Here is a 20,949-nt window from a genome sequence, read left to right on the forward strand (position 1 = left end):
CGATCACACGAGTGCGTACAGGATCAACCAGGTCACGAATGCGGACGGTAACAGCGAGTCCAGACGGTCCATGATGCCGCCGTGACCGGGCAGGAGCGTGCCCATGTCCTTGATTCCGAGTTCGCGTTTGACCTGTGACTCGATGAGGTCACCGACCGTGGCGACGATGACCAGAACAACGCCGAGCAGGACACCGATCATCGAATTGGCGTCGAGAATCAGCGTCACCGACAGCAGGCTGCCGATTACGCAGAAGATCATCGACCCCGCGAAACCCTCCCAGGATTTCTTCGGGCTGACCGCCGGGACCATGGGGTGCTTCCCGAACAGAACGCCTGCGGCGTAGCCACCGACGTCGGAACACACGACGCCGATCATGAGGACGAACACGCGACCGGGTCCGTCGTCTTCGAGAACCATCAGAGCGCCGAACGACGCCAAGAGCGGGATCCACGCCAACACGAACACCGTGATCGACGTGTCCCGCAGGAAGTTCTTCGGAGTGGCTTTGAGTCCGTGATCGAAAAGGCGCCACACCATGCACACCAGAACCGTGGCGGTGAAAGCGCCGATCACGCCAACCGGGCCCCATGGCCAGCCGAGCCAGATCGTTGCCTGACCGCCGACAAGCAACGGGATCCGTGGAACTTCGATGTCCGCTTCCCGAAGCCGTGTCGCAACTTCCCACGTCGCGATGAACATCGCAATCGCCACGACGGCAATCCAGCCCGGCGGCAGGAAGATCAGTGTCCCGATGACCAATGCGCCGAGACCAACTCCGACGCCGATGGCGGCGGGAAGATTCCTGCCCGCCTTCGACTTCGGCGGCTGCGCGCCAACAGCGCCCCCCGTCGGCCCGTCCGTGACGGGACCGCCGGCGGTTCCCTCTTGTGCGTGCACCCAAACTCCCTGATCTGCTACCGACCGACAAACACGAAAGCGAGGAGGTCTAGACCTCCATCAACTCCGATTCCTTGTGCTTGACCAGTTCCTCGACAGTGTGCACGTACTTGGCCGTGGTCTTGTCGAGTTCCTTCTCTGCGCGGCCGACTTCGTCCTCGCCTGCATCGCCGTCCTTCTGGATCCGGCTGAGCTCGTCCATCGCCTTGCGACGAATGTTGCGGAGCGTGACCTTGGAATCCTCACCCTTCGACTTGGCCTGCTTCACGAGCTCGCGACGACGCTCTTCCGTGAGCTGCGGAACCGAAATGCGAATGATGCTGCCGTCGTTGGACGGGTTGACGCCGAGATCCGAGTTGCGGATGGCCGTCTCGATGGCGTTCAGCTGTGAAGACTCGTACGGCTTCACGATCACCATGCGCGCCTCGGGAACGTTGATGCTCGCGAGCTGCGTGATCGGAGTGATCGAACCGTAGTAGTCGATCACGATACGAGAGAACATGCCCGGGTTAGCGCGGCCGGTGCGTACCGAGCCGAGATCGTCCTTGGCTACCGCGACAGCCTTTTCCATCTTTTCTTCGGCTTCGAAGAGCGCTTCATCAATCACGGCTGTTCCTCCATGTCGTTCTGATTCATGTCGTTCACTGTCGAATTTTCGAGCGGATCGTGGGAGTCGCTCACGACTTGACCAGTGTTCCGATCTTCTCACCGGACACCGCACGTGCGATATTGCCCTCGGTAAGAAGGTTGAACACCATGATCGGCATCGAGTTGTCCATGCACAGGCTGAACGCAGTGGCGTCGGCAACCTTGAGTTCCCGCTCGATGACCTCGCGGTGCGTGATCTGGTCGTACATCGTTGCCGTCGGATCGAGACGCGGGTCCGCGGTGAAAACGCCGTCGACGCCCTTTGCCATCAGAACAACCTCGGCACCGATTTCCAGAGCGCGCTGCGCGGCGGTGGTGTCGGTGGAGAAATACGGCATTCCCATACCCGCACCGAAGATGACAACGCGGCCCTTCTCGAGGTGCCTGCGTGCGCGCAGGGGCAGGTACGGCTCGGCAACCTGTCCCATCGTGATCGCGGTCTGCACTCGGGTGTCGACGCCTTCCTTCTCCAGGAAATCCTGCAGAGCCAGGCAGTTCATGACCGTGCCGAGCATGCCCATGTAATCGGAACGCGCGCGGTCGAGTCCGCGCTGCTGCAGTTCGGCGCCGCGGAAGAAGTTACCGCCGCCGATGACCACAGCTACCTGCACGCCTGATCGAACGACCTCCGCGATTTGTTCAGCCACCTTCGTGACCACGTCGGGGTCGAGTCCGACCTTGCCGCCTCCGAACATTTCGCCGCCGAGTTTGAGCAGGACCCGCTTGAATCCTGGACGTTCGTTGGCTGGTTCGGACATTGTTCTCCTCAGTTCGATACAAGACCCGTAGGCCATAAGTCCTTATTCGATCGCCGACTTGATCCGGCGACACAACAATCTTCCGGGACTGCTCCCGAAGGCACTCTTATCCTGCCTCATCGGAGGCCCCAGGTACACGTAGACCCCGCCGGATGAGCATTGCTCTTCTGGCGGGGTCCATGTGCACGGGCTCCGGATTAAGCGGAGGCGCCGACCTCGAAACGCACGAAGCGCTTGATGGTCACGCCGTTCTCGTCGAGGATCGCCTTGACGGTCTTCTTGGAATCCGTAACCGAAGACTGCTCGGTCAGTACGACGTCCTTGAAGAAACCGTTGACGCGGCCTTCGATGATCTTCGGCAGAGCCTGCTCGGGCTTGCCTTCTGCGCGGGCGGTCTCCTCGGCGATGTGACGCTCGGAAGCGACGATCTCCTCGGGAACCTCGTCACGCGTGACGTACTTGGCCTTGAGTGCTGCGACCTGCATTGCAGCGCCGCGAGCAGCCTCAGCAGCAGCGTCGCCTTCACCGGTGTACTCGACGAGAACGCCGACAGCGGGCGGCAAGTCGGAGCTGCGCTTGTGCAGGTACACGGCAACGGGGCCGTCGAATGTTGCGACGCGGCTCAGTTCGAGCTTCTCGCCGATCTTCGCGGACTGCTCGGCGATGACGGTCTCGATGGTCTTGCCGTCGAGCTCGAGTGCCTTGAGGGCCGCGAGGTCAGCAGGCTTACCTGCAGCGGCGACGGTCACGATCTCGTCGGCCAGCTTGATGAACTCTTCGTTCTTGGCAACGAAGTCGGTCTCGCAGTTGATCTCGATCATGACGCCGTCCTTGGCGACAACGAGACCCTCAGCCGTGGTGCGCTCTGCGCGCTTTCCGACATCCTTTGCACCCTTGATGCGCAACTGCTCGACAGCCTTGTCGAAATCGCCATCGGATTCTACGAGTGCGTTCTTGCACGCCATCATTCCGGAGCCGGTGAGCTCACGGAGCCGCTTGACGTCAGCGGCGGTGTAGTTCGCCATGGTTAGCGAGCCTCCTCATATGTCTGTTTCGGACCAGGGACTAAATATGAAGCACGGGCCTAACGGTGAAACGGCCCTGACCACAGGAACTCTGGTCAGGGCCGGTTTCGACGAATCAGGCCTCGGTGGCCGGTGCCTCTGCGGCGGGGGCTTCAGCCTCTGCAGCGGGGGCTTCAGCAGCCGGAGCTGCTTCTGCGGCCGGAGCTGCCTGTGAAAGCAGTTCCTGCTCCCACTCTGCGAGGGGCTCGCCAGCGCCGGTCTCGGGCTTCGCGTCCTTGTCGGCGCTCAGTCCGGCACGCGCCTGCAGGCCTTCGGCCACAGCGGAAGCGACAACCTTGGTGAGCAGCGCTGCGGAGCGAATCGCGTCGTCGTTGCCCGGGATCGGGTAGTCGACGAGGTCAGGATCGCAGTTGGTGTCCAGGATCGCGATGACCGGGATGTTCAGCTTGCGAGCCTCGGCAACTGCCAGGTGCTCCTTGTTGGTGTCGACAACCCACACAGCGGAAGGAACCTTGGCCATGTCGCGGATACCACCGAGGGTGCGATCCAGCTTGGTCATCTCACGCGTGAGCATGAGGATTTCCTTCTTGGTGCGACCTTCGAATCCACCGGTCTGCTCCATTGCCTCGAGCTCCTTGAGGCGGATGAGACGCTTGTGGACGGTGGTGAAGTTGGTGAGCATGCCGCCGAGCCAGCGCTGGTTGACGTAAGGCATCCCGACGCGGGTTGCCTCAGAAGCGATGGATTCCTGCGCCTGCTTCTTGGTGCCGACGAAGAGGACGGTGCCGCCGTGGGCAACGGTCTCCTTGACGAACTCGTACGCCTTGTCGATGTACGTCAGCGTCTGCTGGAGGTCGATGATGTAGATGCCGTTGCGGTCGGTCAAGATGAAACGCTTCATCTTCGGGTTCCAACGACGGGTCTGGTGCCCGAAGTGGGTACCGCTGTCAAGCATCTGTCGCATAGTTACAACAGGCATTGTTGTTCTCTCTTTCACATTCGGTTGCTGCGCGGTGCCGGTGGCACTGCGCCCTGGCGCCCACACGGCCGTCGGACCCGTATCCGGAAATACAGGACCAGCCGAAGGCCGAAAAAACGTGCGCGGGCGCGCGAAGTCGGACTGTGCGAACACAGACCGCTCGACAAGTGTACGTCCTTGCCTCGCAATGCCATAACCAGCACTACAACACCAGTGCCGAATCAAACCTGTGGACGGAATCCGAACCTGTGGAAAACCATCCTGATCTGCACCTTCACGGCGAACGCGCAGTGCAGGCTGAAGTGATGCCCCTAGTGAATTCCATCCGCCGGACAATCCTGGTGCTGTGCGGAGTTACTGCCGTGACGATCGGCGCCGGGCCAACTCTCGCCGACGCCGCAGACCGATTCGATTGGCCACTCATGCCAAGGCCGCGAGTGGAAAGGACCTTCGACAACCCCGAAAAGAACTGGTTGCCCGGACATCGCGGGGTCGACCTGGCCGGTTCGACCGGACAGGCCGTAGTTGCCGCCGGACCCGGGGTTGTGGTGTTCGCCGGACAGGTTGCCGGCAAACCAGTGATGTCCATCGACCACATCGGCGGATTGCGCACCACATACGAACCTGTCACCGCAGTGGTATCGGCGGGCGACCGCGTGGGCCTCGGGACGGTGATCGGCACTCTCGAGCCCGGGCACGAAGGCTGCGCTGTTGCCGCCTGTCTCCATTGGGGGCTACGACGCGATCGCACCTACCTGGATCCGCTCGGCCTTATCCATGACCGGCCGCTGCGACTCAAACCGCTGGGACGCTGACTCAAACCGCTGGGACGCTAGGGAACGCTCAACGCCACTCGGCAACAGCGTGGCGGCCCGCCGCATCGGCAAAATCATCCGCCACCATCGCGGCCAGCTCCATGAAGGCCCGCTTGGTTGCCGGACGGAGCAGTTCCAGGTCCATGACCGACCCCTCGGCGAGATGCTCGTCGAATGGCACAACCGTCACCGCTCGGCACCGTCGCATGAAGTAGTCAGTGAGCGCGTCCATGTCGATGACGCTCGAACCCGGCCGAGCGGCGCTGATGACAACTACGGTTCGTTCCACCAAATGCCCGTATCCGTGTAGTTGCAGCCAGTCCAGAGTGGCGGCAGCACTTCTTGCACCGTCAACTGCGGGCGAGCTGACCAGGACCAGCGAGTTGGCCAGATCGAGCACCCCGGACATGGCCGAATGCATGATGCCGGTGCCGCAATCGGTGAGGATGATGTTGTAGTACACCTGCAGGATGTCGATGACCTGGCGATAGTCGTCCTCACTGAACGCCTCGGAGATCGCAGGATCCTGTTCACTCGCGAGAACTTCGAGCCGACTGGGCGCCTGGGAGGTGTGGGCGCGCACGTCCGAGTAGCTCTTGATATCCGGTCTCGATGCAATCAGATCGCGCACAGTTGAACGGGTTTGGAGCGGCACGCGCTGTCCCAGCGTTCCGAAATCCGGGTTGGCGTCGACGGCAACAACACAATCTCCGCGAAGAGAAGCAAAGGTCGATCCAAGACCCACGGTGACTGTCGTCTTTCCGACGCCGCCCTTGAGGGAAAGGAGTGCAATCCGGTAGTCGTTCCGTATCGGTTGTTCAATTCGCTCGACCAACGCGCGTTGACGCTGGTCCGAGGTGGACTCCCCCAGGTTGACGTATCCGCCGGTCGCGCGGTGAACACCACGTCGCCACCCGCCGCGAGGCGTTCGCCGGGACCGCTTCAGTAATGCTTCAGCTACCAAATCTTGATTGGTAACTTGCTGTTGGCTCATCTGGTTCGAAACCGGGGGCGGGGCCGACCAGGAATCCTGCGGCCACACTCGCGCTTCGGGCGGCGCGGCGGGCGCAGCTACAACCGGAACTGCTTCGGCAATCCACGCCGGTTCCCCGGTCTGTGGCAGGTGTTCGACATCTGTGCGATTCACAATTCCCCCGGATATTGCGTAGCAACGAGCGGTGCAGCGCGATTGTGCCAACCGTGCCGATGGTCCGCCCTTCCGAGTCTCGACGCTACCAAATGGCTCGGAGGAACTCTCGTTCGACGAGCTTTTCAGGCTCGCGGATGCGCCTGATCGTGGACTGCGCGCAGACGCTCCACCGAGACGTGGGTGTACAACTGAGTAGTCGCCAGACTCGCGTGTCCCAGCAGCTCTTGTACGACACGCAGGTCAGCTCCACCTTCCAGCAAATGTGTCGCTGCCGAATGCCGCAAACCGTGCGGCGATAGATCAGGCGCTCCCGGAACAGCTGAGACGGTTTCGTGCACGACCGACCGCGCCTGGCGTTGATCGAGCCGCCCGCCGCGCTTTCCCAGCAGCAGCGCACTACCCGATTTTTCCGATGCCAACAGTGGCCTGCCAACCCCGAGCCATTGTTCGATGGCCGATTCGGCCGGCACGCCGTAGGGCACCGAACGCTCTTTGTTTCCCTTGCCGAGCACTCGCAACAATCGGCGGTTCGCATCTACCGATTCGATGTCGAGGCCGCACAGTTCTCCGACTCGAATTCCTGTGGAGTACAACAATTCCACGATGAGCCGGTCACGTAGAGCTATCGGATCATGTTGTTGCGCTCCACTTTCCGCCGCTTCCATCGCCTCGATCGCCTGATTCTGACGCAAGACGACTGGCAACGTTCGTCTAGCCGGTGGCGCAGCGAGTCGCACCCCGGGATCAACCTCGATGCGCGCGGTCCGCGCAAGCCACGCGGTGAATCCGCGCGCCGAAGACGCGCGGCGTGCCACCGTTGTCCGCGCGGTCCCGGCAGCGGACTGCTGTGCCAACCAGGAACGAAGCACCCGAAGGTCCAGAGCATCCAGATCGGTTCCAGTCGACTGCGCAGCAAGGTGTTCCAACAGCGAGCGTGCATCGCCGACGTACGCACGGATGGTGTGCTCCGACCGTCCACGCCCCAGCCTCAGGTGCTCCGCATACGCGTCGAGGTGGATCGACAGCGCTCGCGGTAATTCGTCACTCATCTTCATAAGGTTGCCTGCCTCGCGTGAAACTTCAAGCACCCTCGCCGATAGGGTTGGCCGGTGAACCGAGCAATTCCCTTGAAAATGCTATGCATCCTTGCCCTGATTTCAGCAATAGCGCCACTGTCGACCGACATGTATCTGCCAGGACTTCCCATCATGGCCGAGTCACTCGATACATCCGCCGCCAGTGTCCAATTGACGCTGACAACATTCATGGCCGGACTGGGAATCGGCCAGCTGATCATCGGACCGATCTCCGACGGAATAGGGCGTCGACGCCTTCTGCTCGGCGCCGCGGCGATCACCACGCTGGCAAGCGCGGCATGCGCTCTAGCACCCAACATCGAATTCCTGATCGGTGCACGTCTGATCCAGGGCCTCAGTGGCGGGGCTGCGATCGTGCTCGCACGCGCGTGCATCGCCGATCGCGCCCGTGGCAACGGAGCGGCAAAACTGTTCAGCATCATGATGATCATCGGCGGCGTCGCTCCAGTCGTTGCCCCACTGCTCGGTGGAGTACTGCTCGGTCCGGTTGGTTGGCGAGGCATCTTCTGGGTGCTGACAGCCGCAGGCGCAGTCATGGTTGCCGGCGTGCTCACACTCGTTCCGGAAACATTGCCGCCAGAGCGTCGACACGGCGGCGGGTTGAAGGCGCTCGTCGCCAACCTAGGCTATGTCACCGGAAACCGTCGTTATCTCGGCTACGCGCTGGCCTTCATATTCGGGTTCGGCGCCCTGTTCTCCTACATCGCCGCTTCACCGTTTGTCGTGCAGAACGTCCTGGGATTGACCCCTTCACAGTTTTCGATGGTGTTTGCGGTCAACGCAGTGGGAATGGTTGTGGCGGCGACAATCACAGCGAGGTTGCTCGGCCGCCTGAGCGCACGCACCCTCTTGAACTTCGGAGTTGCTCTGCTGACAATCTCAGGAGCTGTATTATTTTGTACTGCAGCGCTTTTCAGCTCAACCAGCCCGGCCGCGTTACTCATTCCGCTGTTCGTTTCGGTATCCAGCATCGGATTTATCATGGGCAACGCGACAGCGCTCGCACAAGGCGAGGTCACTGCTGCAGCCGGAACCGGCTCCGCATTGATGGGCGCGGGTCAGTTCGGATTGGCTGCAGCTGTGTCACCACTAGTCGGTATCGCGGGCCCGGATACCGCCGTACCGATGGCCATCGCAATACCGACATTCGGGTTACTCGCAGCCCTCTCGTTGGCGCTGTTCGCCCGCAAGGCCGATGCTGCGAACTAACGTTCAACCGCTGCCAGTTCCGACTTCCACACCCGGAATCCCTCTTCCGTGCGCCCACGCCGCCAGTAGCCCGAGATCGACGCGGAACCTGCCGGCACTCCACGTTCCTTCCGGACGTAGGCGCGCAGATTATGCATGACAGCCTGCGCTTCGCCGTGAATGAATACCTGCGGATTTCCCGGCAACCATTCGAGGTTTCTCACTGCTGTGACAATCGGCGAATTGTCGCCTGCGGATTCATCTGAAACAGCGTCCGAGGACGCACCTCGATGGACCCACTTCACCGAAACACCATTCGGTGCATTGATAGCAATCTCGTCGTCGGCACTACCAACTTCGACGACCACATACCCGATCGCGTCGCCCGAAAGTCTCTCGACGGAAGCTGATATTGCCGGAATGGCGGTTTCATCGCCTGCATAGAGGTGCCAATCGGCTGATTCTGCCGGCGCGAAGGCACCGCCGGGCCCACGGATTGTTATCTTGGCGCCCGCTTCCACTGATGCGGCCCACGGTCCAGCGATCCCGATGTCCCCGTGAACAACAAAATCAATCGCGATCTCGCGAGCACTACTGTCGTAACTTCGGATGGTATAGGTCCGAAGAGCCTGACCTTCCGGTGTCTCGAATTCGATCTTCACATACGAATCACTGAACTCACTAGGTGCGAAGTTGTCGAATCCCGGACCTCCCAGGAACACGCGGACCATGTGTGGAGTCAGTTTCTGAGTTCGCAAAACTGTCAGGGTTGTCGTCGGCTTGGCCACAGCCACATCCTTCCAAAGTTAGTGTTACCTAAGTAGAGTACAGGATGGCGAGCGTGGCGGGCGAAAGCTGATTCCAAGACAACCCACGCCAGTGAGCGTCACTCAGCGATACATACCGATTCCGATGACCTAATTAATCGACTGAAAACCGACCAACCCGAATGAAGAATCATTGCCAAAGAAAGGACAATTCCTCACTTCAGCGATCAACTCGCTCATTCGGAGGCACTGCCAGCAAAGAAAGAGTAAAAACAACTCTGGCACTCCACGGAATCCGTGAAGTGCCAGCGAAGGTCAATGTGCTCTAGTGAGCAGCATCGAATGCGTCGATAATCTCTGCCTTGATACGACCGCGCGGTGCGACCTCGTAACCGTTCTTTGCTGCCCAGTCACGAATAGCCTGCAGGGTCTCCTTGGAACGCCCAGAACCCGATGTAGCCTGCGCAGATGGGAGCTGCGCCTTCTTGCCGCGACGTGCAGACACCTTGGCTGCAGCATCAACGAACGGCTTGACTGCTGCGTCGAACTTCTCCGCATTGGTTGCCCGGAGGTCGATCACATAATCGGTTCCCTGGTACGAGAACTCAATTCGATCACCGAAACCATCGTCGATCGGCTTACCATCAAGGTCGTCAATGAGTTGCCGAATCAGCTTCTCAGCCATTGCACTCCTCTTTCAATGATCGATTTGCTTTCGCTTCACAATACACAGAATTCCATAGCAATAACAAAGATGCCCACAGAACCAAAAAACAAACCGAACAGACTCGGCGGTTTGCATTAACGATAAGTTAGCGACATCGAGTTACCTCGATCCAGCGCTACAGCATTGGCGCGCAATCTATTTCGACCACCGGGCGCGACATGGAAACCCGCACCTTTCTGGACGATACTGACTAATCGGCAAATCAGCACATCAACCTGAGACATTCCTGAGACACGCGAGCGGCATTCGTAACCTACCGCACAGTCCGACCTGAACTGCCGCCCCTCTCATTCGGTGCAGCGCCCCACCGCACCGCTCTGACGTGCCGATAAACAGTCTTTCGAAGAACCAACCGACACGCTACACAAAATTGTGCCAACGATCTGGCAAATGACCGATCACACCATCACGCCAAAAATAGACCCACTGCACAACGCCTATTTCGTACGAAACCACCCGCTTCCGTCAGAGTCGATAAAACCCTCCAACTCGAGCAGTGGAAGTGTTGCACGAACCTGGGAAATCAGCAGCCCAGATGCCTCGGACAACTCATTTGTGCTTCGTGAACCGCTTCCTGGTAATGCCTCGTACACGAGTCGAGAATTACCGGTCAACGAGTCGATGTCGCGAACCGCAGCAGCGTCCTGCTCTGAATTCAGAACACCGAACGGTCCGGAAACTTCTACGACGTCGACCGCGTTCGCAACAAGATATGCCTCTCCCTCACGAATCATTCTGTGACAGCCGGCAGACGACGATGATGTCACCGGTCCGGGCACTGCCATTACCGGGCGACCTAATTTCCGCGCCCAATTAGCCGTGTTCCTCGCACCACTTCGCCATCCCGCTTCAACCACGACCACCCCGTCGGACAGCGCAGCGACCAGTCGATTCCGGGCAAGGAATCTGAACTTGGCCGGAGTAGTCCCCGGCGGGTATTCGCTCACCACCGCTCCGGAACTCACGATCTGGCGCAGTAATCGAGCATGACCGGACGGGTAGGCGCGGTCCACTCCGCACGCCAACACAGCAACCGTGGTGCCACCTACTCCCATTGCTGCTCGATGCGCTGCGCCGTCAATACCAAAAGCTGCGCCCGACGTCACTGTCCATCCGTCCACTGCCAAGTCACCGGCTATCTCAGCGGTCACGTGCTCACCGTACGCCGTCGACGCCCTCGTTCCGACAATCGCGACAGATCTCTCCGTCAGTTCCGTCAGATCACGAGAACCCAAGACCCACAGAACAAATGGTGGGACTTCACCTGCTGCCACGTCGAGATCATTGAACGGGAGAAGTCGCCACGACGGCCATTCCGGGGAATCCGGAGTTACCAACCTTCCTCCCATCGCCGCCATCAGGTCCAGATCGCGTTGCGCAGTGTCGATATGCGCCCGAGCCCTGGTCTTCTCCTCCAACGACGGCGGCAGATCCCTGGATTTCACGGCCCGTGCCGTCTCCTCGACGCCGAGGTGCTCGACCAACGCGGCCAAGTGAACGCTCGGCCCTTGTGCAACCGCGGACAAGTACGCCCAGGCGAGTTGTCGCGGATCATGTGTGCTCACTGAAATCCCCTGTCTCGGAAATCGAGTGCCGTTGCAACCTGATCAGGGCCCGGCGTTGATTCACCCGCCAAGTCCGAAACTGTCCAGGCAACTCTCAAAGCCCGATCAGCACCTCGCGCAGTGATCACGCCTTTGCGGAGCGCACGCTCGACGGGCGCCAGAGCGTCGCGTGAGAGTCGGAACTTCTGTCGCAGCGCTGGGCCCGGAACTTCGGCATTGGTCCGCCATCCGTAGTCACTCCAGCGTTCCGCCGCGGCATCACGCGCCGCGGATACTCGGGTTCGGACGCTTTCGGTGCTCTCGCCTACTTCGTCGATCAACGCGCCCGTTGCGACTGCCTGCATCCGCACCCGAATATCGACTCGATCGAGTAGCGGTCCCGACAGTTTGCCCAGATACCGTCGCCTCGCCGCGGGTGCACACACGCAGTCCGCGTCACGCGGCGGCGCACACGGACACGGATTCGCAGCCAAGATCAACTGGAAACGCGCCGGGTACCGAGCGACTCCGTCACGTCGAGCTATCCGAACTTCGCCGTCTTCCAACGGTGTTCGCAAGGCTTCGAGCACTTTGACGCCGATCTCCGCGCACTCGTCGAGGAAGAGCACCCCGCGGTGCGCCCTACTCACCGCGCCTGGCCTTGCCATGCCACTACCACCACCGACCAACGCACTCACCGACGAACTGTGATGCGGCGCAATGAACGGCGGCATGTCGATCAACGGATGCTCCGCCGTCAACACGCCAGCCACCGAATGAATCGCCGTCACCTCCAGAGCCTCCGACTCCGTCAGCGGCGGCAATATCCCCGGAAGCCGCGAAGCCAACATCGTCTTCCCGATTCCCGGCGGACCCGTCAACATCAAATGATGTGCACCGGCCGCAGCCACTTCGATAGCCCAGCGTGCATCCGCCTGCCCCACCACCTCACTGAGATCACGCACACCCACCTCCACCGCCCGCTCGAAAGGCTCCGGAACAGGCAGGAAAATCTCACCCCGCAACCACGAGAGCACCGAAGCCAGATCACCGGCACCGAGCACCTCGATCCCCTTGACCAACCCCGCCTCAGCCATCGCCTGACGCGGAACCACCACCGTCCCCCAACCCGCACGCTTCGCCGCCAGAACCGCAGGCAACACACCCCGCACCGACCGCAACCGGCCATCCAACGCCAACTCACCCAAAAAGATCGTCTCGCGTAACTCCTTGCGCGGCAATTTCTTTGCCGCATCCAACACCGCCAAGGAAAGAGCAAGATCGTACACACTTCCCACCTTTGGCAACGTCGCAGGAGACAACGCCAAAATTACTTTGCTGTCCGGCCACTCCTCCCCCGAATTCGTCACCGCCGCCCGAATCCGATCCCGCGACTCGTGCAACGCCGTATCCGGCAACCCCACCAACTGCACACCAGGCAAACCACGCCCGATATCCGCCTCGATCTCCACGATCTGACCGTCGACGCCACTGACCGCCACCGAATGCGCCCGCCCCAACGCCATCAGAACGCATCCACAAAATGCTCGACCACCGGATCTTGATCGCGGCGAATCAACACCGCCACCACATCAAAACGCACCTTCGACCACGACCGACCCGAATCACCGAGCCACTGCAACGCCAACACCCGAATCCGGCGGCGCTTCGCAAACGTCACAGCCTCCGCCGGCGACCCGTACCCCACCCCACTACGCGTCTTCACCTCGACAAAAACAATCCGATCATCAACCGTCGCAATAACATCCAACTCGCCGTACCGACACCGCCAATTCCGTTCGACAATCTCCAAACCCGCACCGACCAGGAACTCCGCAGCCACATCCTCGCCGCGCGCCCCGAACGCCATATTCCCCGCCATCACAGCCCCCACCGTTCCGGTCCCGCGCGCCCGCCCATGCAAAACGCGTCCCACCCGTCACAGTGCCCCACTAACCGCGCACCCCAACAAAAGAAAACCCACCTGTTGATAACTCGAGGCCTGTGGAATTCGGCAGAACAACGGGACCCGAGTAGTCAGCGAGCCTCAGGGACGGCGTTTGTAGAGAATCGTGGCCTGAGCTGCCGCATCGACGTCGTCTGGCAGGTGCAGTGTGACAAAGCAGAACCGACCCTCACACTGAACCGTCAATTCGTCCCGTGATCTCAACAAGGAACTTATAACCAAACTCTGGATGCCACCATCGATGTCGAGCATAAATGAGCTACCGTCCAGGATCGGATCTGCGATGATTCGCCGACAATCGGCAACTGTGATTCCAAGGTTGGATACAAAGGTAGCCACGGGTCGAACTATAGCTTCCGAAATTGGAAAGTCCGTCTCGATCGAGGCTGATGCTTGTTCGACATTTGACAGCGCTGACGATCGTCGAATGGCAATCGGTGGCCAGCTGATCTGGCACAGGTCGCCCCTCACTGCACTCGTTTGATCCCCATGGTTCGTTACCTACTCATTCTCGCGATTGAGGACAAGCCCTATCGGATGCCGTCACCAGAGATCACGAGCCTCATGCTATCGACTGACCACGGCGAACTGAGTGTCAAAATGCAGGCAGTCGAGCTCAATTGGGGACCGAACATGATCCGTGTCGAGGGACTTGTCGACTACAACAACGAAGTCTGTCGAATCGTTGCGGCCTACCAAGTTGACATCGACCCCGCGCACGAAGCAGTTGGAACAGCGCAGCTTTACACCAGCGAAGAAGTCCCAGACTGATTCACGACTCTCAGCTTCACGACTCTCAGCGCGACCAGAAACGCCAAATCGACGAGAACTGCTGCATGGAATCACGCTCACTCCGCCTACTCCCGGAGTTCGAAACCGCGAACAATTCATTCGCTCGAACAACAGTGCCTCATGTGCTAGTCAATCGGACAGCAGACTCCAGAGGATGGGCGGCTGTATCGACACCGCCCCTTCCCCGAGCAGCGATTCCCGACGATTGCGAATCTTCTGAGGGCCCGGCACTACCCATTTGCAGGTGGGCGATTAGCGACAAGTCCGGTTGCATACCGGCAATATTCCGATTCCCACCAAAACTGGACGTCGGTCCAGTAGAACTGGTTATAGTTTTTGCTCGAACCTACAAGACCGCTGCATATCGCTGAATGGAGTTCTACATGTCACGCCGCTCACTACGCCACGCAGTAGCGACCACTGCCTCCCTCGTCCTCCTCGCCACTGGAGTCACCGTCGGACTCGGAGCATCGGTGGCACAAGCCGCACCCGCATGCGCGCTCAGCCAGTCGGTCACCGACAACTGGCCCGGCTCCTTCTGGACGGACTACACCGTCAGCAAGGAGGTTGTCGGCGACGGCACCGTCGCACCGGGTCAGACAGTCACCTACATCACCAAGGTGTCCGGCTCGGGAGCACTCGTCAACGAGATCCGCGATTTCCACCCGGCAGGATTTCAGTTGGTCAAGGCTCGCCTTAACGTCAAATGGCTTATCGGAAACCAACAGTGGGAAGATGTCACAGGCACAGCCGTCGTCAACGGTACTTCCGTAGTTGCCAAGGGCGGCGGGTGGACGACGGCCGGCGGCGGCGTTATCGCTCTGGAAACCACCTACAAGGTTCCCGATAATGCCACGGTCGGCAGTAAGCTCGACAGCGGCGCAGGCACCAACATCGTGCTCGCGGCCGGCGACTGGAACATCAACCCGATGGGCGTGTGCGTCACAATCCGGCAGCCGAATCCTGTCGAGGCCGGCGCCGGCAGCCTCGAAGACATGGGCTTCGGTTCAGTGAACACCGGATCGGGCCAGGTATTCGGCTCCCTCACCGATCCGCAGGGGTCGATGACCAACGTCATCGGCGGAGTCCTGGGCAATGTGATCGGCAATTTGAGCTAACTCAGTTCGGGGAAGGAAATGGGCAGAGCCGTCAGCGCACGCTGGTAGCTCTGCCCATTTCTACGTTGATGCCCATTTCGACATTGAACTGTGGCCTGGATTCGCCCGGTCATGTGCGGCGTCGCCCCTATTCTCGACAGATGACAAAACCGCGAATGCGCCATTTCGCCCAAGCTGCCGTCGTCGCAGCTTCAGTTGCAGCAGTTACCCTCGGCAGCACGGCGATCGCGCAGGCCCAGGACGAGTGGCCGCCGATTCCTCCGTACCCGAGCCCATCGGTACCGTTCGACAACTCGAATTTCCTCACTCCAGAGAATCCGAATTACTGGAATCCATTTGTTAATCAAGACCGGCTCACGTCACCGTTCGGCACCAGCACACGCATTGTGTGCACGGCATTTCACGGAGTTCTGACCGGATGCTGGCAGGCCGATCAGTACGGTAATCCGCACAAATTGATTCGCCTCCAAGCCAATGTGCCCAACGTGTCCGGATCCGGTCTCCCCGGCGGTGGACCGGGCCACTTCGTATACCCGGGCTTCATCCCCGGCAGCTGACGACAAAACTCACCTTCGAATATCTGTTCGAAGAGTGCTAGCCTGGGACCAGGACGTATCGACGAGCACATCGAGGACCGCCATGGACGAAACAACGGACGCAACCTGCGAGTTGGCGCGGCTGGTCGAGGAGCTGGCGGTGCTCGATCAGCGCCGCGTCGACATCGGCGAAAGCTTGGTCCATCTCGAGTACGTCTACACGCACGCGGGGGCAGAACATCAAGCTGCAGCGGCCCGAAAAGCCTTCCAGGAGAAGTACGTCGGCCGCATCTACGAGCTTGCCGACGGCCTTCGGACCTGAAAATAGTTTGCACACACCACCTCTCGACGCGCATGGTTGATCCCGCACACCACAAGGACCAGCAGGCCCTCGACGTGCACTATGTGGGAGAAAACTGATGGAGAAGATCACCGAAAGGCTGTGGAACTGGGCATCGATACTCGACGAGAAAACTCGCGAGCAAGCGTTGCGCACGTCCCAGATGCCTTTTGTCCGTCCACATCTGGCATTGATGCCTGATGCGCACCTCGGTGCGGGTGCGACGGTGGGTTCGGTCATCCCGACCGAAGGCGCGATCATGCCTGCCGCCGTCGGCGTGGATATCGGCTGCGGAATGATCGCAGTCAAAACCCAGTACAACGCTCAGGATCTGACCGGTCGCGATCTGAGCGCGCTTCGCCACAGTATCGAACGCTCGGTCCCCCTGTCTGCCGGTGTCTACAACAAAACACTGACCGCAACGGCGCAAACCCGTATCGCAGAGCTCGAGTCGATGGCCGGTGATCGACTGCCCTTCTACGACAAGTTCAAGAACAACTGGCGTTTCCAGCTGGGAACGCTGGGGTCGGGCAATCACTTCATCGAGGTCACCCTCGACGAAAATGACAACGTGTGGCTGTTCCTGCACTCGGGTAGCCGCGGTGTCGGCAACAAGATCGCACAGCACCACATCAAGGTCGCGCAAGAACTGTGCGCCCGTTGGCACATCGACCTCCCCGACCGGGATCTTGCCTACCTGGTCGAGAAGACACCCGAATTCGACTGCTACATCACTGATCTGAACTGGGCGCAGCATTTTGCTCTGCTGAACCGGGAGGAAATGATGGATCGGGTAGTGAAGGACTTCGCGTACTTCATGGGCGACGGCGTTCCGGCTGTCGTGGAGGAACTCGAGAGGATCAACTGCCACCACAACTTCACCCAGAAGGAATTCCACATGGGTCGCGGTGTGTGGTTGAGCAGGAAGGGGGCGATCAAGGCCGACGTGGGCGTGCCAGGACTCATCCCAGGGTCCATGGGAACGGCAAGCTACGTTGTGGTCGGCAAGGGCAATGTGCCATCGTTCAAGTCCAGCCCGCACGGCGCCGGTCGCGTCTACGCCAGGAACAAGGCAAGGCGGACGTTCACGATCGACGACCTCGACAAGGCCATGGTCGGCATCGAGTACAAGCGTTCGAAGGCGTTTCTCGACGAAATTCCGGGAGCGTACAAGGACATCGACGTCGTGATGGACGATGCCAAGGACTTGGTGGAAATCCGTCACACGCTGCGTCAGATCGTCAATGTGAAGGGCGATTGACCCGAATAATGCACAATGACGGCCCCGCCGAAAATCGGCGAGGCCGTCATTGTGCGCAAAAGTCCATGTGAGCCAAGCTCAGTCCGGCAGGCGCAGATCCGGCTTGTCCAGCTCTTCGATGTTGACGTCCTTGAACGTCACGACGCGCACGTATTTCACGAATCGCGCGGGGCGGTACATGTCCCACACCCACGCGTCGGACATCCGCAGTTCGAAGTAGATCTCGCCATCCGAATTATGGGGCAGCAACTCGACCGTGTTGGCGAGATAGAAACGTCGTTCGGTCTCCACGACGTAGGAGAACTGTCCGACGATGTCCCGGTATTCGCGGTAGAGCGACAGCTCCATCTCGGTTTCGTACTTCTCGAGATCCTCGGCACTCATCGGTTTAGCCAGTCCTCCCAGTTCGTCTGAACCTTCATCATCCCGTATGCCCCGCGCGCTGCTCCACCCGGAGTCCCGCAGCAACAACATTGGCGTACGTCATCCGGTGCTCCGGGCACGGGCCCAGCTCGTCGAGCGCGTCCATGTGCACGGGTGTGCTGTATCCCTTGTGGATCGCAAAGCCGTATCCGGGATGGGTGCCGTCCATCTCTTCCATGACGTGATCGCGCGTCACTTTGGCGAGCACGCTGGCGGCGGCAATGCACGCGGCTGCGGCATCACCACCGATAACTGGCAGCGACGGCGCGGGCAGGCCGGGAACTCGAAACCCGTCGGTGAGCACATATCCGGGTGGCGTCTCGAGGCCGGCAACAGCGCGTCGCATCCCTTCTATGTTGGCGACGTGGATGCCGATTCGATCGATTTCCTCGGCTTCGACAGAAATGACACTCCAGGACAATGCCAACCGCTTGATCTCAGGAAAAAGTTCTTCGCGGGCACGTTCGGTGAGCTTCTTCGAATCGTCGAGACGAGCAAGGGCCACATGCGGTTTCGGCGCCAGAACACACGCCGCGATGACCAGTGGGCCGGCGCACGCACCGCGTCCGGCTTCGTCGACACCGGCAACCGGACCCATCCCCGTTCGATACAGCGCAGACTCCATCGTTCGCAAACCTGTTGATCTGCGAATGACCACTCGGGGTGGCCAAGTACTCGAACTACTCACGGTCTTCTGCACTCAATTGCTTTGGGGATCAGGTGAACTGATGCTACCCATCCGTGAAGGCGGGAGAACGATGAAGCGTGCCTGACCGATGATGTTGTCGAGCGGGATCGTCCCCTGGAGCTCGTCCTGCACATGGGCGCGCGAATCGGCGGAATTGCTCCGGTTGTCGCCCATCACCCACACGTGTCCCTCGGGCACGGTGACGGGAGCAAAGCATCGGCCGGATTGAACAGCGGTTTGGCAATCCTGGACGCCGGGAGTGAACGGGTAGTCCATCTTGACGTAGGGCTCGTCGAGCGGTTTGCCGTCCACGAGGACTCGACCCTGTTCGTCACAGCACTCGACGGTTTGTCCGCCGGTGGCGATGACGCGCTTGACCAAGTCGTTCTCGTCGGGCGGGACCAGGCCGACCCACGAGCCGACCTCCTGGATTCCGCGCATCACGACGTTGTCCGACCGCGTGGAGGTGTAGTGGGTGTTCCATGAATCGGGGCCCTTGAAGACGACTACGTCGCCGGGCTGCGGATCGCCGAAGCGGTATCCGATCTTTTCCACCACGATGCGGTCACCGGTACATCCTGCACAGCCGTGCAGGGTCGGCTCCATCGACTCGGACGGAATGAGGAAAACGCGAAAGACGAATGCTTGTAAAACGATGCTGAGAACCAGCGCCACCCCGATCAGTATCGGGAGTTCCCGGAAGAACGATCGTTGTTTCTTGGGTGAGCGGTGAGATGTCTGTGGTCGAGGAGTGTTCTGTTCCTCGGGATTACCTGTTCCATCCTGATTCTCGGGTCCGGACGACAATGCCTGCTCCTTCGAAGAATCTGCCACAGAAACAGATTAGCCCGACACCGCGCGTACGCGGTGCCGGGCCAATAAGAAAGATCAGCGCTTTTCCTTGATCTTTGCCTTCTTGCCGCGCAGCTCGCGCAGGTAGTACAGCTTCGCGCGACGAACGTCACCGCGGGTCAGAACCTCGATGGAGGCCAGCGTGGGGCTGTGAACCGGGAACGTACGCTCGACACCGACGCCGAAGGAAACCTTGCGGACGGTGAAGGTTTCGCGAACGCCGCCACCCTGACGCCGAATAACGACGCCCTTGAAGACCTGCACGCGCTCCTTCGAGCCTTCGATAACCTTGACGTTCACGTTGAGCGTGTCGCCGGGGCGGAAGTCAGGAATGTCGTCGCGCAGCGACTTCTTATCCAGGAAGTCCAAAGTGTTCATGTGTCATCCTTGCATTTCGCAGGAGCAGAGGAACCGAGCGGCGACGCTTCGGTAAGCCCGATACGACGCTCGACTGGTTCGTGCCCAGATCAAGTACTGCTGCCTGGTCCAGGCAACCCGTCCATTGTGCCAGACGCGGACAGTAAGGGCGAAACCGGAGGTGGCGGAGCCGGTTGAATCGTGTGGTCGAGTTCCTCCTCCGCCGCAGCCATCGCATGTTCGACGCTCGGCGACCCAGCGATCAGATCCTGGACGTAGATCTTGGCCCGGATAACGGGGCGTCGCCATTTTCGTTCACGTTCGAGCGCCCGTTTCATTCTTTTCGGTTTGCGGGTGTACCGCCACCGCGCCCACGGCGCACCAGGCCTACTGAGTCTGATCGCTCCGATGATCAGCAGTGGGAGGACAAACAATCCGACGAGACCCGTCCAGATCTTGCCTTTGAGAATCACGATCGCGGCCAGGCCGAAGTTGATCAGAGCGACAAACACGAAGGCCAATCTGATCCAGGGGTTTCTTTCCTCGCGGAAGCCGGCCAAGTCCAGCAGCTCTAGCGGACGGAAGCCGAGCAGAACGAGGCCTGTCACCGCGATGGCGACAAAAACCGCGTCGACCGACGTCCTGCCCTGCTCCGACCAGTAGACGTCCTTCAAATAGAAGATGAGCGCAAACTCGTCGAGCACCAACGCGGCGCCCATCCCGAAGATCGCGGCGAGGACGGCGCCAGTGGTTTGGGAGCCGTCCACGTAGACCGCGATCAGTGCGCCGCCCGAGGCGATCATGGCAACAACGCCGAAGACCACGTGGTGAACGTGCTGACCACCTGGAGTGATGTTGCCCGGCCACCACTTCACCTGCGCGCGGATCATTCGCACGCTGAGCCGAATGAACAGGAACGCAGCGAGAAACCCGAGAAGAAAGAACAACAGCGGCAGTCGGCCGTGGGCGACGATCTCGCGGTCGAGCCACTCGCCCATTACTGCCCTCACTCCACGAA

Annotated in this window: 25 protein-coding genes; 7 read left to right on the forward strand and 18 right to left on the reverse strand. The window is 60.2% G+C overall.

Annotation, left to right across the window (positions count from 1 at the left end; genetic code table 11):
* Positions 1-3: 3 nt before the first annotated feature.
* From EEB13_RS19275 to rpsB, 5 genes are all read right to left on the reverse strand, one after another.
* The gene (locus tag EEB13_RS19275; protein ID WP_033236519.1) at positions 4-900 is read right to left on the reverse strand and encodes a phosphatidate cytidylyltransferase; all 897 of its coding nucleotides are present in this window, start codon (positions 898-900) and stop codon (positions 4-6) included.
* A gap of 49 nt (positions 901-949) precedes the next feature.
* Positions 950-1,507, reverse strand: a complete 558-nt coding sequence (gene frr / locus EEB13_RS19280; RefSeq protein WP_033236520.1) for a ribosome recycling factor — start codon at positions 1,505-1,507, stop codon at positions 950-952.
* Between the two features lie 70 nt (positions 1,508-1,577).
* Positions 1,578-2,306 (reverse strand): UMP kinase, encoded by a 729-nt coding sequence (pyrH, locus tag EEB13_RS19285; protein WP_033236521.1) that lies wholly within the window; start codon positions 2,304-2,306, stop codon positions 1,578-1,580.
* Positions 2,307-2,503: 197 nt separating this feature from the next.
* The gene (tsf, locus tag EEB13_RS19290; protein WP_033236522.1) at positions 2,504-3,331 is read right to left on the reverse strand and encodes a translation elongation factor Ts; all 828 of its coding nucleotides are present in this window, start codon (positions 3,329-3,331) and stop codon (positions 2,504-2,506) included.
* 115 nt (positions 3,332-3,446) lie between these two features.
* The gene (gene rpsB / locus EEB13_RS19295; RefSeq protein ID WP_033236523.1) at positions 3,447-4,310 is read right to left on the reverse strand and encodes a 30S ribosomal protein S2; all 864 of its coding nucleotides are present in this window, start codon (positions 4,308-4,310) and stop codon (positions 3,447-3,449) included.
* A gap of 305 nt (positions 4,311-4,615) precedes the next feature.
* Here rpsB and EEB13_RS19300 point away from each other — a divergent pair, with 305 nt between their 5' ends.
* The gene (locus EEB13_RS19300; protein ID WP_141486069.1) at positions 4,616-5,125 is read left to right on the forward strand and encodes a M23 family metallopeptidase; all 510 of its coding nucleotides are present in this window, start codon (positions 4,616-4,618) and stop codon (positions 5,123-5,125) included.
* Between the two features lie 28 nt (positions 5,126-5,153).
* On the opposite strand, the gene EEB13_RS19305 is transcribed toward EEB13_RS19300, so the two are convergent.
* Both EEB13_RS19305 and EEB13_RS19310 read right to left on the reverse strand, forming a co-directional pair.
* Positions 5,154-6,272, reverse strand: a complete 1,119-nt coding sequence (locus EEB13_RS19305; RefSeq protein WP_092808512.1) for a MinD/ParA family protein — start codon at positions 6,270-6,272, stop codon at positions 5,154-5,156.
* Between the two features lie 125 nt (positions 6,273-6,397).
* A complete protein-coding gene (locus EEB13_RS19310; RefSeq protein ID WP_095885986.1) occupies positions 6,398-7,330 on the reverse strand; it encodes a tyrosine recombinase XerC in 933 nt (310 codons plus the stop codon).
* A gap of 78 nt (positions 7,331-7,408) precedes the next feature.
* Here EEB13_RS19310 and EEB13_RS19315 point away from each other — a divergent pair, with 78 nt between their 5' ends.
* A complete protein-coding gene (locus EEB13_RS19315) occupies positions 7,409-8,581 on the forward strand; it encodes a multidrug effflux MFS transporter (protein ID WP_141486206.1) in 1,173 nt (390 codons plus the stop codon).
* Here the strand turns inward: EEB13_RS19315 and EEB13_RS19320 are convergent.
* The 6 genes from EEB13_RS19320 to EEB13_RS19345 form a co-directional block, all read right to left on the reverse strand.
* Positions 8,578-9,348 (reverse strand): siderophore-interacting protein, encoded by a 771-nt coding sequence (locus tag EEB13_RS19320; protein ID WP_033236527.1) that lies wholly within the window; start codon positions 9,346-9,348, stop codon positions 8,578-8,580. The genes EEB13_RS19315 and EEB13_RS19320 overlap by 4 nt on opposite strands.
* A gap of 304 nt (positions 9,349-9,652) precedes the next feature.
* A complete protein-coding gene (locus EEB13_RS19325) occupies positions 9,653-10,012 on the reverse strand; it encodes a histone-like nucleoid-structuring protein Lsr2 (RefSeq protein ID WP_141486070.1) in 360 nt (119 codons plus the stop codon).
* A gap of 479 nt (positions 10,013-10,491) precedes the next feature.
* Positions 10,492-11,619, reverse strand: coding sequence for a DNA-processing protein DprA (gene dprA / locus EEB13_RS19330; RefSeq protein WP_033236529.1), 1,128 nt, complete (start codon positions 11,617-11,619; stop codon positions 10,492-10,494).
* Complete coding sequence (locus EEB13_RS19335) at positions 11,616-13,124, reverse strand: YifB family Mg chelatase-like AAA ATPase (protein ID WP_033236530.1); 1,509 nt, start codon at positions 13,122-13,124, stop codon at positions 11,616-11,618. The genes dprA and EEB13_RS19335 overlap by 4 nt, the downstream gene beginning before the upstream one ends.
* Positions 13,124-13,480, reverse strand: coding sequence for a YraN family protein (locus tag EEB13_RS19340; RefSeq protein ID WP_141486071.1), 357 nt, complete (start codon positions 13,478-13,480; stop codon positions 13,124-13,126). Before EEB13_RS19340 ends, EEB13_RS19335 begins: the two co-directional genes overlap by 1 nt.
* Positions 13,481-13,645: 165 nt before the next feature.
* Positions 13,646-13,903, reverse strand: coding sequence for a hypothetical protein (locus EEB13_RS19345; protein ID WP_141486072.1), 258 nt, complete (start codon positions 13,901-13,903; stop codon positions 13,646-13,648).
* A 261-nt stretch (positions 13,904-14,164) separates the two neighbouring features.
* Between EEB13_RS19345 and EEB13_RS31600 the strand changes: the two genes are divergently transcribed.
* From EEB13_RS31600 to EEB13_RS19365, 5 genes are all read left to right on the forward strand, one after another.
* Positions 14,165-14,335 carry a hypothetical protein gene (locus tag EEB13_RS31600; protein WP_187328587.1) on the forward strand — a complete coding sequence of 57 codons (171 nt, stop codon included), beginning with the start codon at positions 14,165-14,167 and terminating at the stop codon, positions 14,333-14,335.
* 404 nt (positions 14,336-14,739) lie between these two features.
* Positions 14,740-15,474, forward strand: a complete 735-nt coding sequence (locus EEB13_RS19350; RefSeq protein ID WP_045067928.1) for a hypothetical protein — start codon at positions 14,740-14,742, stop codon at positions 15,472-15,474.
* 140 nt (positions 15,475-15,614) lie between these two features.
* Positions 15,615-16,031 (forward strand): hypothetical protein, encoded by a 417-nt coding sequence (locus EEB13_RS19355; protein WP_033236534.1) that lies wholly within the window; start codon positions 15,615-15,617, stop codon positions 16,029-16,031.
* A gap of 82 nt (positions 16,032-16,113) precedes the next feature.
* On the forward strand, positions 16,114-16,332 hold the full coding sequence (locus tag EEB13_RS19360) for a hypothetical protein (protein ID WP_033236535.1): 219 nt from the start codon (positions 16,114-16,116) through the stop codon (positions 16,330-16,332).
* Positions 16,333-16,429: 97 nt separating this feature from the next.
* Positions 16,430-17,611, forward strand: coding sequence for an RtcB family protein (locus EEB13_RS19365; RefSeq protein ID WP_092808522.1), 1,182 nt, complete (start codon positions 16,430-16,432; stop codon positions 17,609-17,611).
* A gap of 78 nt (positions 17,612-17,689) precedes the next feature.
* Here EEB13_RS19365 and EEB13_RS19370 read toward each other — a convergent pair whose 3' ends face one another.
* The 5 genes from EEB13_RS19370 to EEB13_RS19390 all read right to left on the reverse strand — a co-directional run bounded on the left by EEB13_RS19370 (position 17,690) and on the right by EEB13_RS19390 (position 20,929).
* Positions 17,690-17,995, reverse strand: a complete 306-nt coding sequence (locus EEB13_RS19370; protein WP_003942715.1) for a DUF2469 domain-containing protein — start codon at positions 17,993-17,995, stop codon at positions 17,690-17,692.
* 37 nt (positions 17,996-18,032) lie between these two features.
* A complete protein-coding gene (locus tag EEB13_RS19375) occupies positions 18,033-18,722 on the reverse strand; it encodes a ribonuclease HII (protein ID WP_072782561.1) in 690 nt (229 codons plus the stop codon).
* Positions 18,723-18,734: 12 nt separating this feature from the next.
* Entirely contained in the window at positions 18,735-19,556 is an 822-nt protein-coding gene (lepB, locus tag EEB13_RS19380; protein ID WP_116103125.1) for a signal peptidase I, read from the reverse strand.
* Between the two features lie 54 nt (positions 19,557-19,610).
* On the reverse strand, positions 19,611-19,952 hold the full coding sequence (gene rplS, locus EEB13_RS19385; RefSeq protein WP_033236539.1) for a 50S ribosomal protein L19: 342 nt from the start codon (positions 19,950-19,952) through the stop codon (positions 19,611-19,613).
* A gap of 89 nt (positions 19,953-20,041) precedes the next feature.
* Positions 20,042-20,929, reverse strand: a complete 888-nt coding sequence (locus EEB13_RS19390; RefSeq protein ID WP_033236540.1) for a hypothetical protein — start codon at positions 20,927-20,929, stop codon at positions 20,042-20,044.
* Positions 20,930-20,949 lie beyond the last annotated feature (20 nt).

It is taken from the genome of Rhodococcus sp. WS3, assembly GCF_003797085.1.
Classification (GTDB): domain Bacteria; phylum Actinomycetota; class Actinomycetes; order Mycobacteriales; family Mycobacteriaceae; genus Rhodococcus_F; species Rhodococcus_F globerula.

Bases quoted from the DNA above. Each gene is read 5' to 3' on its own strand.
- EEB13_RS19315 (WP_141486206.1), top strand. From the start codon at position 7,409: ATGCTATGCATCCTTGCCCTGATTTCAGCAATAGCGCCACTGTCGACC.
- EEB13_RS19340 (WP_141486071.1), bottom strand. From the start codon at position 13,480: ATGGCGGGGAATATGGCGTTCGGGGCGCGCGGCGAGGATGTGGCTGCG.
- pyrH (WP_033236521.1), bottom strand. From the start codon at position 2,306: ATGTCCGAACCAGCCAACGAACGTCCAGGATTCAAGCGGGTCCTGCTC.
- EEB13_RS19325 (WP_141486070.1), bottom strand. From the start codon at position 10,012: ATGGCTGAGAAGCTGATTCGGCAACTCATTGACGACCTTGATGGTAAG.
- EEB13_RS19390 (WP_033236540.1), bottom strand. From the start codon at position 20,929: ATGGGCGAGTGGCTCGACCGCGAGATCGTCGCCCACGGCCGACTGCCG.
- EEB13_RS19370 (WP_003942715.1), bottom strand. From the start codon at position 17,995: ATGAGTGCCGAGGATCTCGAGAAGTACGAAACCGAGATGGAGCTGTCG.
- EEB13_RS19335 (WP_033236530.1), bottom strand. From the start codon at position 13,124: ATGGCGTTGGGGCGGGCGCATTCGGTGGCGGTCAGTGGCGTCGACGGT.
- EEB13_RS19360 (WP_033236535.1), top strand. From the start codon at position 16,114: ATGGACGAAACAACGGACGCAACCTGCGAGTTGGCGCGGCTGGTCGAG.
- EEB13_RS19365 (WP_092808522.1), top strand. From the start codon at position 16,430: ATGGAGAAGATCACCGAAAGGCTGTGGAACTGGGCATCGATACTCGAC.
- EEB13_RS19350 (WP_045067928.1), top strand. From the start codon at position 14,740: ATGTCACGCCGCTCACTACGCCACGCAGTAGCGACCACTGCCTCCCTC.
- EEB13_RS19355 (WP_033236534.1), top strand. From the start codon at position 15,615: ATGACAAAACCGCGAATGCGCCATTTCGCCCAAGCTGCCGTCGTCGCA.
- tsf (WP_033236522.1), bottom strand. From the start codon at position 3,331: ATGGCGAACTACACCGCCGCTGACGTCAAGCGGCTCCGTGAGCTCACC.
- EEB13_RS19300 (WP_141486069.1), top strand. From the start codon at position 4,616: ATGCCCCTAGTGAATTCCATCCGCCGGACAATCCTGGTGCTGTGCGGA.
- rpsB (WP_033236523.1), bottom strand. From the start codon at position 4,310: ATGCCTGTTGTAACTATGCGACAGATGCTTGACAGCGGTACCCACTTC.
- rplS (WP_033236539.1), bottom strand. From the start codon at position 19,952: ATGAACACTTTGGACTTCCTGGATAAGAAGTCGCTGCGCGACGACATT.
- EEB13_RS31600 (WP_187328587.1), top strand. From the start codon at position 14,165: ATGCAGGCAGTCGAGCTCAATTGGGGACCGAACATGATCCGTGTCGAG.
- EEB13_RS19310 (WP_095885986.1), bottom strand. From the start codon at position 7,330: ATGAAGATGAGTGACGAATTACCGCGAGCGCTGTCGATCCACCTCGAC.